Origin of the sequence: Nonomuraea sp. PA05 (assembly GCF_008086045.1) — a bacterium.
Classification (GTDB): Bacteria; Actinomycetota; Actinomycetes; order Streptosporangiales; family Streptosporangiaceae; genus Nonomuraea; species Nonomuraea monospora.
In genome coordinates, this window is the sequence record NZ_VSEY01000020.1 from 136,230 (window position 1) to 150,109 (window position 13,880).

14 protein-coding genes are annotated in these 13,880 nt (G+C 72.4%); 3 read left to right on the plus strand and 11 right to left on the minus strand.

What is annotated here, in order from left to right; all coding sequences use genetic code 11:
* Positions 1-37: 37 nt before the first annotated feature.
* The 11 genes from FXF51_RS29850 to FXF51_RS29900 all read right to left on the minus strand — a co-directional run bounded on the left by FXF51_RS29850 (position 38) and on the right by FXF51_RS29900 (position 11,551).
* Positions 38-835 carry an alpha/beta fold hydrolase gene (locus tag FXF51_RS29850; protein ID WP_148438014.1) on the minus strand — a complete coding sequence of 266 codons (798 nt, stop codon included), beginning with the start codon at positions 833-835 and terminating at the stop codon, positions 38-40.
* Between the two features lie 11 nt (positions 836-846).
* Positions 847-1,233, minus strand: coding sequence for a VOC family protein (locus tag FXF51_RS29855; RefSeq protein WP_148438015.1), 387 nt, complete (start codon positions 1,231-1,233; stop codon positions 847-849).
* Between the two features lie 90 nt (positions 1,234-1,323).
* A complete protein-coding gene (locus tag FXF51_RS29860; protein WP_187414642.1) occupies positions 1,324-2,280 on the minus strand; it encodes a helix-turn-helix domain-containing protein in 957 nt (318 codons plus the stop codon).
* Between the two features lie 158 nt (positions 2,281-2,438).
* On the minus strand, positions 2,439-3,368 hold the full coding sequence (gene lipA, locus FXF51_RS29865; protein WP_148438017.1) for a lipoyl synthase: 930 nt from the start codon (positions 3,366-3,368) through the stop codon (positions 2,439-2,441).
* A 42-nt stretch (positions 3,369-3,410) separates the two neighbouring features.
* Complete coding sequence (locus tag FXF51_RS29870) at positions 3,411-4,400, minus strand: hypothetical protein (protein WP_148438018.1); 990 nt, start codon at positions 4,398-4,400, stop codon at positions 3,411-3,413.
* 60 nt (positions 4,401-4,460) lie between these two features.
* Positions 4,461-5,153, minus strand: coding sequence for a lipoyl(octanoyl) transferase LipB (gene lipB / locus FXF51_RS29875; RefSeq protein WP_148438019.1), 693 nt, complete (start codon positions 5,151-5,153; stop codon positions 4,461-4,463).
* Between the two features lie 37 nt (positions 5,154-5,190).
* Positions 5,191-5,928 (minus strand): peptidase E, encoded by a 738-nt coding sequence (locus FXF51_RS29880; protein WP_148438020.1) that lies wholly within the window; start codon positions 5,926-5,928, stop codon positions 5,191-5,193.
* Between the two features lie 38 nt (positions 5,929-5,966).
* Positions 5,967-6,860: a TIGR01777 family oxidoreductase gene (locus FXF51_RS29885; protein ID WP_148438021.1), complete on the minus strand. Its 894-nt coding sequence runs from the start codon at positions 6,858-6,860 to the stop codon at positions 5,967-5,969.
* Between the two features lie 273 nt (positions 6,861-7,133).
* On the minus strand, positions 7,134-8,627 hold the full coding sequence (gene sucB, locus FXF51_RS29890) for a 2-oxoglutarate dehydrogenase, E2 component, dihydrolipoamide succinyltransferase (protein WP_148438022.1): 1,494 nt from the start codon (positions 8,625-8,627) through the stop codon (positions 7,134-7,136).
* Between the two features lie 38 nt (positions 8,628-8,665).
* A complete protein-coding gene (gene lpdA / locus FXF51_RS29895; RefSeq protein ID WP_148438023.1) occupies positions 8,666-10,030 on the minus strand; it encodes a dihydrolipoyl dehydrogenase in 1,365 nt (454 codons plus the stop codon).
* Between the two features lie 51 nt (positions 10,031-10,081).
* Positions 10,082-11,551: a leucyl aminopeptidase gene (locus tag FXF51_RS29900; RefSeq protein ID WP_148438024.1), complete on the minus strand. Its 1,470-nt coding sequence runs from the start codon at positions 11,549-11,551 to the stop codon at positions 10,082-10,084.
* Positions 11,552-11,656: 105 nt separating this feature from the next.
* Here FXF51_RS29900 and FXF51_RS29905 point away from each other — a divergent pair, with 105 nt between their 5' ends.
* The 3 genes from FXF51_RS29905 to FXF51_RS29915 are packed head-to-tail and all read left to right on the plus strand — an operon-like array spanning position 11,657 to position 13,877.
* A complete protein-coding gene (locus FXF51_RS29905) occupies positions 11,657-12,004 on the plus strand; it encodes a GntR family transcriptional regulator (RefSeq protein WP_148438025.1) in 348 nt (115 codons plus the stop codon).
* Positions 12,001-12,960, plus strand: a complete 960-nt coding sequence (locus FXF51_RS29910; protein ID WP_148438026.1) for a DUF1648 domain-containing protein — start codon at positions 12,001-12,003, stop codon at positions 12,958-12,960. The genes FXF51_RS29905 and FXF51_RS29910 overlap by 4 nt, the downstream gene beginning before the upstream one ends.
* Positions 12,957-13,877 (plus strand): CPBP family intramembrane glutamic endopeptidase, encoded by a 921-nt coding sequence (locus FXF51_RS29915; protein ID WP_148438027.1) that lies wholly within the window; start codon positions 12,957-12,959, stop codon positions 13,875-13,877. Before FXF51_RS29910 ends, FXF51_RS29915 begins: the two co-directional genes overlap by 4 nt.
* The last annotated feature ends 3 nt before the right edge of the window (positions 13,878-13,880 follow it).

The following is a 13,880-nucleotide window of genomic DNA, read 5'->3' on the forward strand; positions in this document are numbered from 1 at the left end:
GTGACCTTTGCGTAACGCAAAGGACCTCGGGCGGCCGTCAGGCCGTCACGAAGAACTCCAGCAGCTCGGGCACCAGCGCCTCCGGAGCCACGTTGTGCGTCTGGTCCTCCAGCACCCGCCGCACCGCGCCGGGCACCGCCGCCGCCACCGCGGCCCCCGCGTGGACCATCCACGCCGCGCTGTCGGCCCCGTTGAGCACCAGCGTCGGCTGCGCGACGCGGGCCAGCCGCTCGGCGGGCAGCGCGTTGCCCGGCCCCAGCACGGCCGCCTCGTAGGCCAGCGTGTGCGCCACCGCCTCCATCTCGGCCCAGGCGGGATGCGCCCGCATCCCGGCGACGGCCTCGCGCGGCAGCTCGGCCGCCTCGACCATGAATCGCTCCACGGCCTCGCCCCGCAGGCCCATCACGACCAGGTCGGCGAGCTGCCCGGCGAAGTCGAGGGGGAGGGCGGGCGCGCTGCCGTCCACGTGGTAGGGCGGCTCCCACACGGCCAGCTTCGAGATCGACGGGTTCACGGCCGCCGCCTCCAGCGCCAGCGCCGCGCCCGACGAGCCGCCGAACACCATGGCCGACCCGCCCGCCGCCTCGACGACGGCGGCCAGGTCCTCGATCTCGCGCTCCACCGCGTACGGCTGCGTGTCACCGCTGCCGCCGCGCCCGCGACGGTCGTAGTTATGGACCGTGAACCACCGCGCCAGGCCGCCCGCGATGGCGGTCATCAATGGATGCCGCCGATCCGAGAACGCGCCCTGGACCAGGACGACGGCCGGGCCCTCGCCGGACACGTCGCAGGCGATGAGCGTCCCGTCGGCCGACTTGACCGCGTCGGTCCTCATCTCATCCGTCCTCACGCGGTCGGCGGCACCAGGCACAGCACCTCCCAGTGGTGTCCGTCGAGGTCGGCGAAGCCGCGCTGGTAGCGGGGGCCGCCCTGCTGCGGGACGCCCGCCGGGGTGGCGCCGGCGGCCAGGGCCTTGTCCACCAGCTCGTCCACCTGGGCCGGGTTCTCCACGCCGAGGCACAGGATCGCCTCGGTGCTCCTGGCGGCGTCGGCGATCTCCTTGGTGGTGAACGAGCCGAACACCGGCTCCTCCAGCAGCATCACCTGCGTCTGCTCGCTGATGATGACCGACGCCATGCCCTGGGCCATGCCGAACAGGTTGAAGCCGAGTTCGGTGAAGAACTTGCTCGACCTGTCCAGGTCCTTGACCGCCATGTTGACGAAGAGCTGCATCTCCAGATCCCTTCTCGTTCGCGATGTGCCCTCAGTCTGCTCGGTGAGGGGTTCGCCGGTCTTGGATCTGGACGCCAGGCGGATTGACGACTAGCGCACGGTATGGGCCCGGCGATACTCGGCGGGCGGCATCCCGTACGCCTGCCGGAACAACCTGGAGAAATGCGCCGCGTCCGGCAGCCCCCACCGGGCGCCGACCGCGCTGACCGACCCGGCGCCCCCCGAGATCAGGTCCGCGCGGCAACGTTCGAGCCGCCGCTGCCTGATCCAGGCGGCCACCGTCGTATTCTCCGACTCGAACAGCCGGTGCAGGTAGCGCACGGAGATGTGGTGCGCCGCCGCGACGGCCGCCGGGTCGAGGCCGAGGTCGCCCAGCCGCTGCTCGATGAACGAGCGCACCTCCAGCAGCAACATCCGCTGCCGGGCGTCGGCGGGCAGCGACCGCGCCCGGTCCAGGCGCTCGGCCACGGCGGCGCCGACCAGGTCCGTCACCACGGTCGACAGCCGCGCGGCGCTGCCCGGCTGATAGGTCTCGTGGTCCAGCGCCACCCGCCGCAGCAGCGGCACGGCCAGCGCGGCGGCGCCGGAACCGGCCCCGATGGGCAGCGCGGCCAGCTCCGCCACCGCGTCGGCAGGCAGGGCGAGCAGGTCGCGCGGGAAGCTGAACACCGCCAGCCGCACCGCAGCGTCGTAGGCCAGCTCGTACGGCCGGGAGAAGTCGTAGATCGCGAACTCGCCCCTGCTGAGCTGCGTGTTCCGGCCGTCCTGCGACAGGCGCGGGCTGCCCGACAGCGTCAGCACCACGCGGTACAGCTCGGGGTTGTCGCGGCGGATCAGGCCGGAGGTGCGGTGGACGCTGTGCGGGGTGGAGGTCTTGATCCTGCCGACGCCCACGGCGCCGAGCTTGCCGAACTCGATCTCGCCGCGTAACGGCGCGTCGGGGTCGATGCGCAGGTCGAGCGGGCCGAGAGTGTCGCAGACGATGCCGCGCCAGGCGGCGTGGCGGCGCGCCGCGGGCAGATCGCTGGTGCGGATCAGCACGGCCATGGGCCTCGCCCCCTCATCGGCTCGGCTTGCCATGGTAGCCCGCTCGGAATCGGCTGAAGGAAACGCCAAATTTCCCGACATGTCGCATCTTTGGCATGCGGCGATTCCCGACATGCGGAAGCCCCGGGGAACCAGCCCCGGGGCTCCGGACGCGTGGGTCAGGCGCTCTGGCGGGCCTCGATGGCCTGCTTGTAGAGCCGGCCCGCCCGGTACGACGAGCGCACCAGCGGCCCGGACAGCACCCCGGCGAACCCGATCGCCTCGGCCTCGGCCTGCAGCTCGACGAACTCCTCCGGCTTGACCCACCGCTCCACCGGGTGGTGGCGCGGCGTCGGCCGCAGGTACTGCGTGATCGTCAGCAGGTCGGTGCCGGCCGCATGCAGGTCGCGCATGGCCTCGACGATCTCCTCGCGCGTCTCGCCCATGCCCAGGATCAGGTTGGACTTGGTGACCAGCCCGGCCTCGCGAGCCATCGTGATCACGCCCAGCGAGCGCTCGTAGCGGAAGGCGGGACGGATGCGCTTGAAGATCCGCGGCACCGTCTCGACGTTGTGCGCGAACACCTCGGGCTTGCTGGAGAAGACCTCCTCCAACTGCTCGCGGTTGCCGTTGAAGTCGGGCACCAGCAGCTCGACGCCGCAGCCGGGCAGCAGCGCGTGGATCTGGCGCGCCGTCTCGGCGTACAGCCAGGCGCCGCCATCGGGCAGGTCGTCGCGGGCCACGCCGGTCACGGTCGCGTACTTCAGGCCCATCTGCTGGACGGACTCGGCGACCCTGCGCGGCTCGTCGCGGTCGTATTCCTTCGGCTTGCCCGTGTCGATCTGGCAGAAGTCGCACCGGCGGGTGCACTGGTCGCCGCCGATGAGGAAGGTCGCCTCGCGATCCTCCCAGCACTCGTAGATATTCGGACAGCCCGCCTCTTCACAGACCGTGTGCAGGCCCTCCCGGCGCACGAGCGATTTCAGCTCGGTGTATTCGGGGCCCGTCCTCAGCTTGGTCTTGATCCACGGGGGCTTGCGCTCGATAGGGGTTTCGGCGTTACGCACCTCCAGGCGGAGGAGCTTTCGGCCTTCAGGAGCAACGGTCACCTTCTCAGCTTACGTCCGCCGCGACAGCGACCCGGTCGAGGGTCAGGAGATGAGGCCGAAGCCGCGGATCGCCCGCGCGTAGTGCGCCGCCAGCTCCTCGTCGATCCCGTCGGACTGGCCGGTGCCGAGCAGCTCCGAGTGCGGCGCGGAGGACCACACGCCGTCGGCGGTGAGCTGGAACTTGGTCAGCACCGTGCGCCGGATCGCCGACACGCTCTCCCCGCGCAGCGCCGCCGCCTGCATCGGCGCCACGTAGCCGCCGCGCCGCTCCAGCGCCTCCAGGTCGGCCAGCTCCTGCTCCGACACCACGCGCAGCACCAGAGCCCGGTGCCTGGCCCGGACGCGGCTCTCCCCAGCGCGGGCCAGGCGGGCCAGCGCGTACCGGGTGAGCAGCACGGGGCCGCCGAGCAGCCGGCCGACCAGGCGTCCCAGGAAACCTGTCACGTCGTAGGCGGGGTGCACCGCCTCCAGCGCCATCGGCGTGCCGGCGGCGATCTTGTCCTCCGCGTCCGACCTCGCCTTGAGCGGCGCGGAGCCGGGGCCCACCAGGGCGTCCCGCCAGGCGTCCAGAGTGGCCAGCGCCTCGCTCACCACCCGCTCGTCACCGGTCGGGATCCGCGCGTACGCCCTGGCCAGCACGGCCACCCGCTGCCTGGGCGGCAGCGCCAGCCACAGCGGCAGGCCGATCAGCAGGACGGGGGTGCGCGCCAGCCCGACCCGGTCGTAGCCGGTGCGCGTGGCCAGATCGAGCAGCACGACCTTGCCCGGCCGCTTGACCCCCACCCGGTCGGCCACCCGGTCCGCCAGCGCGTACAGCTCCTCCGCCGCCGCGCGGTCGAGCACCTCGGCGTCGGCGGGCAGGCGGCCGAGCCGGGGCCGCAACATCCAGCCGATCGCCAGGCTCACCCCGCCCAGCAGCCACGACAACACCGACCCCGGCGCACGCAGGATGATCCACCCGCCCAGCGCGACGAACGCCAGCGTCAGCAGGTGCACCACGAGTGCGAGCACAAGAGCGCAAAGACGCGTCACAAAGGCGATGGTAAGCCGGGAACGCGCGCCTACCAGATGCCGATTCGGTCAACGGCCACCTCAGCGCCGGAGCAGATCCTCCTCGTGCAGGTCGAACGGCTCCTTGCCGAGCGCCTCCGCCAGCCGCTTCTCCGCGATCGGCATGACCTCCTCCACCACGATGCGGCGGCCCGTCTCCGCCGACAGCGAGGTGACCCCCACGTCGGGGATGCCGCACGGCGCGATGCGGTTGAACCAGCGGGGGTCGTTGGCGCAGTTGAGGGCGAAGCCGTGCATGGTCACGCCCTTCGCCACCCGCAGGCCGACCGCGCCGAGCTGCCGGTCGGGCAGGCCCAGGGCCGAGTCGCCGAGCGCCCAGACCCCGCCTCTGCCGGACACCCGCCTGGCGGTGACGCCGAAGTCGGCGCACACCTGGATCATCGCGTCCTCCAGGCGGCAGGCGAACGCCACCACGTCGGTGATCGCCACGATCGGATAGGCCACGAGCTGCCCGGGGCCGTGCCAGGTCAGGCGCCCGCCGCGATCGACGTCGACGACGGGGGTGCCGTCGGCGGGACGCTCGTGCGGGGCCGTGCGCTTGCCCGCCGTGTAGACGGGCGCGTGCTCGAGGATCAGGACGGTGTCGGTGAGCTCTGCGGCGACCCGCTTGCCGTGCACCCAGCGCTGCAACGACCAGGCCTGCTCGTAGGGGACGTCGACACCGAGGCGGACGATGGCGAGTGCGTGGGGATCGTCCCCGGGGGTGGGGCGCATGAGCCTATTGTGCCGTTCCCTCACCCTCGAAGGGTAATCAGGGGGTCAGCAAACGTGGCTCGATCCTGAACTCCTTTACCTTTCCAGCGTCGTCGGTCTCCACCTTGTACGCGAAGGCGCCCGGCTCGATGCTCACGGCCTGGATGAACTCCGTGCCCACGTAGTGCAGGCCGACGCCCTCGTCGGCGGCGTACCCGCCGGGCAGCTCACCCTCGGCCACCGACCGCTGCAGCAGCGGCCGGCGCTGCGGCTCGGAGTTGTAGTGCACCCCGCACGAGTACGGCAGCAGCGCCATCCCCTCGGCCCACACCTGCAGGTCGGGGCCGAAGGAGTCGGTGTTGCCGCCGACGTGCCAGCACAACGCGCCCGCGCTCTGCCCCGACAGCACCACCCCGGCCCGCCACGCCTCCTCGAAGGCCTCGTCGAGCCCGTGCAACCGCCACAACGCCATCAGGTTCGCCACGCTGCCACCGCTGACATAGATCATGTCCTGCTCCAGGATCCACGCGCGCGGATCCGCCACGTTCGGCATGGGGAACACCGTCAGATGGCTCAGCTCGACATCCCAGCCCGCGAAGGCGCCGTACATCTTCAGCACCCAGTCGGCCGCGTCGCCCGTCGCCGTGGCCACCAGGCCCAGCTTCGGACGGTCCTGGCCGGTCAGGTCGAGGCCGTACCGCAGCAGCGCGCCGGCCTCAAGCTGGCCGTGGCGCCTGCTGGGACGGAACGACCCGCCCCCGATGGCGAGGATGTGCGACTGTCCTGACCGGCTCATGTCAGAGTTCTCCCAGGTGCTAGAGATTGGACGGCAACCTACAGTACGGCGCGCAGGGCCTCGTCGAGACGCGTATGCGTGAAGCGATAGCCACTCGCCGTAAGCATGGCCGGCTCCAGCCTATGGCTGACCAGCAATCCCTCGCGCGCGAACTCGCCCAGCCCCGCCGCCAGCGCGAACGCCGGCACCGGGATCGGCATCGTGCCCCGGCGCAGCGCCTTGCCGAGCGTCCTGGTGAACTCGGCGTTCGTCACCGGGCCCGGTGACGAGAAGTTGACCGGCCCCTCGACCTCCGGGGTCGCCAGCACGTGCAGCGCCGCGCCCACCCAGTCGTCCAGGCTGATCCACGACCAGTACTGCCGGCCCGTCCCGAGCGGCGCGCCGAGCCCCATCCTGAAGATCGGCAGGATCCGGCCGAGCGCCCCGCCGTTCCCGCTCAGCACCAGCGACGTACGCGCCAGGACCGTCCTGATCCCGGCCTCCCGCGCCCGCAGCGCCTCGGCCTCCCACCGCCGGCACAGGTCCGGCAGGAAGCCGCGGCCGTTGCCCTGGCCCTCGTCGACCACCCGGTCGCCGGTGTCGCCGTAGAAGTCCATGCCGGAGGCCGACAGAAGCACCCCAGGCGGCTCTGAGAGCTCGCGCAGGGCGTCCACCAGCACTCTGGTGCCCTCAGTGCGGCTGGTGACCAGCTCGCGCTTGTACGCGGGCGTCCACCGCCTGTCGCCGATCGACGCCCCGGCCAGATGCACGACCGCCTCGGCCCCCTCCAGCGCGGCCAGGTCTACGACCTGTTCGGCGGGGTTCCAGAACGCCTCGTCGTCGCGTCGCGGCGGCCTGCGCACCAGGCGGACCACCTCACGGCCCCGGGCCCGCAGCGCCTCCACCAGGGCCGTCCCGAGCAGTCCGGACGCGCCCGTCACGATGATCGCCATGAGGCCACAGTACGCCGGGGCCGGCTCCCGCCCCCGTTCCCGCACCGGACCCCTCCCGCGCGCCGCCGCGCCCACCCCCGCAGCCCGCACGCCCGCCACCTGCCCGCCCGCCACCTGCCCGCCCGGGACCTGCCCGCAGCCCGCCGCGTCGCCTGACCGCCGTACTCCGGCGAGTGCCCTTCCATCGCACGAAAAGGCCGGCGCACGAAAAGGCCGGCGCACGAAAAGGCCGGGCGGCCCCGTGGGAGCCGCCCGGCTGTTCAGACGCGCGGGTTACGCGAGCCCGAGCTGCGCCTCGAAGCGCCCCTCCTCCAGCCGACGCTTGATCGTCGTCAGGAAGCGAGCCGCGTCGGCCCCGTCCACCAGGCGGTGGTCGTAGGTCAGCGCCAGGTACACCATCGACCGCACCGCGATGACCTCGCCCTCAGGCGTGTCGAGCACCACGGGCCGCTTCACGACGGCGCCCGTGCCGAGCATGCCGACCTGCGGCTGGTTCAGGATCGGGGTGTCGAACAGCGCGCCCCGGCTGCCCGTGTTGGTCAGCGTGAACGTGCCGCCGGTGATCTCGTCGGGCGTCACCTGGTTGTTGCGGGTGCGCTCGGCGAGGTCGGTGATCTTGCGGGCGATGCCGGCGAGGTTGAGGTCACCGGCGTTCTTGACGACCGCCGCGAGCAGGCCGCGCTCGGTGTCGACCGCCATGCCGAGGTTCTCCACGTCGAAGTACGTGACCTCGTTGGTCTCGTTGTTGATCGTGGCGTTCAGCTTGGGGTGCTGCTTGAGCGCCTCGACCGTGGCCATCGCGAAGAACGGGGTGAAGGTCAGCTTCACGCCCTCGCGGCGGAAGAAGTCGTCCTTCGCCTTCGCGCGCAGCTGCGCGATCTTCGTCACGTCGACCTCGACGACCGACGTGAGCTGCGCAGCCGTCTGCAGCGACTCGACCATGCGCTTGGCGATGGTCTGACGCAGGCGGCTCATCTTCTCCGTGCGGCCACGCAGCGTCGTGTCGACCTCCACCGGCTCCGGAGCCGCGGCGGGGGCGGCCTGGGCGGCAGGGGCCTGAGCGGCGGCGGGCGCGGCGGCCGGGGCCTGGGCGGCGGGCTGGGCGGCGGCCTGCTCGCGCTGCGACTTGGCGGCCTCCAGGACGTCCTGCTTGCGGATCCGGCCACCCACGCCGGTGCCGTTGATGGCGTCGAGGTCCACGCCGTGCTCGTTGGCGAGCTTGCGCACCAGCGGCGTCACGTACGGGCTGTCACCCGACGGCGCGGCCGGGGCGGGCTGCGCGGCCGGCTGAGCGGCGGGCTGGGCGGGCTGGGCAGGGGGAGCGGCCTGCGGCGCGGGCGCCGGGGCCGGAGCGGGGGCCGGAGCGGGGGCCGGAGCGGGGGCGGGAGCCTGGGCGGGCTGCGCCGGAGCCGGCTGCGGGATGGAGGAGGCCTGCGGGGCGGGCTCGGGCTGCGGGGCCGGAGCGGGCTCGGGCTCGGGAGCCGGCTCGGGGGCCGCCTCCGGGGCCGGGGCGGCGGCGCCCGGCTGGCCGTTCTCGTCAATGACGGCGAGCTCGGCGCCGACCTCGACCGTCTCGTCCTCAGCGACGACGATCTTGGTGAGCACGCCGGCGGACGGCGACGGGATCTCGGTGTCGACCTTGTCGGTCGACACCTCGAGGAGCGGCTCGTCGGCCTCGACGCGCTCGCCCTCCTTCTTCAGCCAACGGGTTACCGTGCCCTCGGTAACGCTCTCGCCGAGCTGGGGCATCTGTACGGAGACCGGCATCGTTATTCTTCTCTCGCGTTCTGATCTCGAGGGCTGGACTAGTTGTGTACGTGCAGCGGCTTGCCGGCCAGGGCCAGCATCGCCTCACCCATGGCCTCGGACTGGGTCGGGTGTGCGTGGATGAGCTGGGCGACCTCTGCGGGCAGGGCCTCCCAGTTGTAGATGAGCTGACCTTCGGTGACGAGCTCCCCGATGCGACGGCCCACCATGTGGACGCCGACGACCGGGCCGTCCTTCTCGGCGATGACCTTCACGGCGCCCGAGGTGCCGAGGATCTGGCTCTTGGGGTTGCCCGCCAGGTCGTAGACCTGCTCGACGATCTCGATGCCACGCTCGGCCGCCTGCGCGGAGGTCAGGCCGACCGAGGCCACCTCGGGGTCGGAGTAGGTGATGCGCGGCACGCCCGCGTAGTCGATGGGCGGCGGGTTGAGGCCGGCGATGTGCTCGGCCACCATGATGCCCTCGGCGAACCCGGCGTGCGCGAGCTGCAGGGTGGGGATGAGGTCGCCGATGGCGTAGACGCCGGGCACGGAGGTCCGGCAGTGCTCGTCGACCACGACGGCGCCGCGCTCGACGGCGATGCCCTGCTCCTCGAAGCCCATGCCCGCCGACACGGCGCCGCGGCCGACCGCGACGAGCAGCAGCTCGGCGTCGAGGGTCTTGCCGTTGGCCAGGGTGACGACCACGCCCGTCTCGGTGGTCTTGGCGCCGTCGAAGAAGACGCCCAGCTCGTACTTGATGCCGCGGCGGCGGAAGGCCCGCTCCAGCAGCTTGGAGCTGGACTCCTCCTCGGTCGGCAGCAGGTGCGGCAGCGCCTCGACGATCGTCACCTCGGCGCCGAACGAGCGGTAGACGCTGGCCAGCTCGACGCCGATGACGCCGCCGCCCAGCACGATCACCGAGCTGGGCACGCGGTCCATCCTGAGCGTGTGCTCGCTGGTGATGACGCGCTCACCGTCGATCTCGAGGCCCGGCAGCGACTTGGGGGCCGAGCCGGTGGCCAGGACGAGGTTGCGGCCCTCGTAGACCTCGGAGCCGACCTGGACCCGGTTGCCGCCGACGAGACGGCCCTCGCCCTCGACGATCGTCACGCCCGCGCCCTTCAGCAGGCCCTGCACGCCCTTCCAGGCCCGAGTGACGATCTTGTCCTTGAAGGCGTGGACGCCCTGGACGTCGATGCCCTCGAAGCGCGCCTTGACGCCGTACGACTCGCTCTCGCGGGTCTCGTCGGCGATCTCGGCGGAGTGCAGCAGGGCCTTCGTGGGGATGCATCCCCTGTGGAGGCAGGTGCCGCCGATCTTGTCCTTTTCGATCAGGGCGACCGACTTGCCCAGCTCAGCCGCCCTCAGGGCGCAGGCGTAACCGCCGCTGCCGCCCCCTAGGACGACGATGTCATAGGCCACAGGAAGGCTCCTTGTCGGGGTGTTCGTGATGCCGTCATCTTTTCATTTGTTTCAGATGCTCGCGTGCCGCTCTGCGAGTCCGATGAGGGTGCGGGTGATGGCGCCCGTGCCGCCCTTCGGGGTGTAACCGTACGGCTCGCCCTTGTTGAAGGCGGGACCGGCCATGTCGATGTGCGCCCAGCGCACCCCGTCGGGCACGAACTCGCGCAGGAAGATGCCCGCCGTGAGCATGCCGCCCCACCGCTCGGGGTGGAGGTTGGCGAGGTCGGCGATCGGGGAGTCGAGGCCCTTGCGCAGTTCCTCGGGCAGCGGCATGCCCCAGGCGCCCTCGCCGGCGGCGCCGGCGGCCTCGACCACCAGCTCCCTGATGGCGTCGTCGTTGGACATGACGCCGGCGGTGCGCCAGCCGAGCGAGACGATCTGGGCGCCGGTGAGGGTGGCCACGTCCACGATCAGGTCGGGGGAGTCTTCCGCGGCGCGGGCGATGCCGTCCATGAGGACCAGGCGGCCCTCGGCGTCGGTGTCGAGCACCTCGACGGTCTTGCCGCTGTAGCTGTGGATGACGTCGGAGGGACGCTGCGCGGTGCCGCTCGGCAGGTTCTCCGCGAGGCAGAGGTAGCCGACGGCGTTGACCGGCAGGCCGAGCCGGGCGATGCCGATGACGGCGCCGAGCACGGCCGCCGCGCCGCCCATGTCGGACTTCATCCAGTCCATGGACGCCGACGGCTTGAGCGAGAGGCCGCCCGAGTCGAACGTGATGCCCTTGCCCACGAAGGCGAGCGTCTTGCCGGCCTCGGGGTGGCGGTAGGAGAGGCGGACCAGGCGCGGCGGGTTGGCCGAGCCCTGGCCGACGCCGATGAGGCCGCCGTAGCCGCCGTCCCTGAGCTGCTGGTCGTCCAGCACCTCGACGCTGATGCCGGCCTTGCCGCCCGCCTCCTCCGCGAGGTCGGCGAACTTGGCGGGCCACAGGTCGGACGGCGGGGTGTTGACCAGGTCGCGGACGAGGGCGACCGAGTCGGCCAGCACGCCCGCGCGCTCGGCCACGGCCTCGGGCTGCTCGGAGATCACCGTGAGCTCGGACACGGGGGCCTTCTGCTCGCCGTTCGTGCGGTAGCGGGCGAAGGTGTAGGCGCCGAGCAGCGCGCCCAGGGCGACGGCCTCGGCCTCCTCGGCGCTGCGCGCGGGCAGCGCGAGCGCGGCGCGGGCGGTGCCGGCCAGGGAGCGCACGGCGGCGCCGGCGGCGCGGCGCAGGCCCTCCAGCCCAGGCTCGTCGCCGAGGCCGACGGCGACCAGCAGCGGGGCGGACACGGCGCCGAACGTGGGCAGCTTGGCCAGCTCACCGGCCTTGCCGGAGAAGGCGACCGCGCCGAGTGAGGCGGCGAGCTTGCCGCCGAAGGCGGACTCCAGGGACTCCGCGCCCACCGTGGGAACGGGGCCGTCCTGGCCCGGCCGGAAACCGACGATCAACGCGTCGGTGTCTACGGAGACTGGATCTGCTGAGTTCAGCCGCACAGTGGTCACGTAAACCGATGCTATCCACGGTTTCTGCGTACTCACAAACAGGGGTTCATCCTACAAATCCTCGGTCAGCGTCATCTGAATAATGGTGCTAGTGTCATTAGCACCATGTTGCTGACGCTCGATCTCAACGACGCGCGCCCCCTGCACGACCAGGTGGCGAGCGCCATCCGCCGCGCCATCGGCGAGGGCTCCTACCGGCCGGGCGACCGCCTGCCGCCGGCCCGTGACCTGGCCGCCGCGCTGGGCATCAACCCCAACACCGTGCTGCGCGCCCTGCGCGACCTGCGCGACGAGGGCCTGCTGGAATTCAGGAGAGGCCGCGGTGTCAGCGTGGCCGGGCTCGCCGGCGGGCGGGCCCTGCTCGTGCAGCGGGCCAGGGAACTGCTCGACGAGGCCGAGAAGTACGGCTACAGCCGCCAAGACCTCATCACCATCATGGAGGAACTGACATGAGAGCCCGCGTCGTCGCCGTCGTGTGGTGGCTGTTCGTGGCCGCCGCGCTGCTCCTGGCGCCCCTGGCGCTGCGCGACCGGCTGCCCGACCCCCTGGCCACCCACTGGGGCACGTCGGGCAGCGTCCCCGACGGGTCGAGCTCGCTGACGGGCTACCTGATCACGACCCAGCTCCTCTGGGCCGGGTTGTGCCTGGTGTTCCTCCTGCTCGGCCGGGCGCGGGACCGGCGCGCGGCGCGGATGACCTCGGCCGCGTGCGTGTGGGCGCTGGGCGTGCTCCTGCTCGGCGCCGGCGCCTCGACGCTGGCCGTCAACCTCGACGCCGCCACCTGGCGCGACGCCCTCCTGCCCGGCTGGCACATCCCGCTCGCGATCGCCGCGGCGGCCGTGGCCGGAGCGCTGGCCGCGTACCTGAGCAGGGGCGCCCCCGACGAGCAGTCCAGCGCGGCGCGGCCCGTGCTCAGGCTCAGGCCGGGCCAGCGGGCCGTCTGGGTCAGCCGCGTCGTCAACCCCTGGCTGGCCGCGGCCTCGGCCATGGCGCTGCTCTTCACCGCCGTGACGGCGGCGCTGACCCTCACCGGCACGGCGCCCGGCGGGTTCGTGCCCGTGCTGCTGCCCGGCTTCGTCATCCTGCTCCTCGCCGGGCTCGCCACCGTGGCCGTCTCCGTCCGGGTCCGCGACGACCTGATCACGATCGGCTTCGGCCCGTTCGGCTGGCCCGCGCGCCGGATCCCGCTGGCCAAGGTCGAGTCCGCCTGGTCGGAGACGCGGCAACCGGGCGAGGTCGGCGGCTGGGGCTTCCGCGGGCTGCCGGGAAGCGCCACCATCATGCTGCGCGGCGGCGAATGCCTGGTCCTGCGCTACCGTTCCGGCGGACGGCTCGCGATCAGCATCGACGACGCCGAGCGCGGCGCATCCCTCATCAACGCCCTCATCTCGGAGCGAGTCCCCTCATGAAAAGACCTCTGCTCATCTTTCTCGTCCTGACCTTCGCGCTGTCCTGGGCGGCGGCCCTGCCCCTGTGGTTCGGGGACGGGCTGGTCCCGCCGCAGCTCCAGGTGGCGGGCACGCTGATGATGTTCACGCCGACCGTGGGCGTGCTCGGCGTGTGGGCGGTGTCGCGCACGCCGTTCCGCCAGTGGGCCAGGCAGACCGGTCTCACCCTCGGCGAGCGCAAGGGGCGCACCGGGCTGCTGGTGCTGACGGCCTGGCTGGGGGTGCCCCTGCTGACGTTCCTGGCCCTCGGGATCAGCGCCGCCGTGGGCCTGGTCACGCTCGACCTCGAAGGGCTCAGCCTGCTCAGGGCCACCTGGCAGGCGCAGGGCGTCGAGGCGCCCGCCGACCTGACCACGGTCGCCGTCGTGCAGCTCGTCATCGCCGCCGCGGCAGGGCCCGTGCTGAACGCGATCCCTGCGCTGGGCGAGGAGTGGGGCTGGCGCGGCTGGCTCGTGCCGCGGCTCGTGTCCAGTGACGGCGTGCTCCCCGGGCTGCTGCTCTCCGGCGCCATCTGGGGCGTGTGGCACGCGCCGCTCACCCTGCTCGGCTACAACTACCCGCGGCTCGGCTCGTGGGCGGCCCTGGCCTTCATCCCCTTCTGCGTGGTGGCCGGGGTGGTGATGGGGTGGCTGCGGCTGCGCACCGGGAGCGTGTGGCCCGCCGTGGTGGCGCACGCCTCGCTGAACGCCATCGCCGGGGTGGCGCTGCTGCTCGGTGACGCCGCCGTGCCGCCGAACGAGTTGCTGGCCGGCATCACGGGAGTGGTGGGGTGGGCGCTGATCGGGCTGCTCGGCGCGGCGCTGCTCCGCTTCTTTCCGGTACGTCCCGCGCAGCCGCCGCAGCCCGCCAGGCCCGTCGAGCCCGCCGAGTCGGCCTGACCG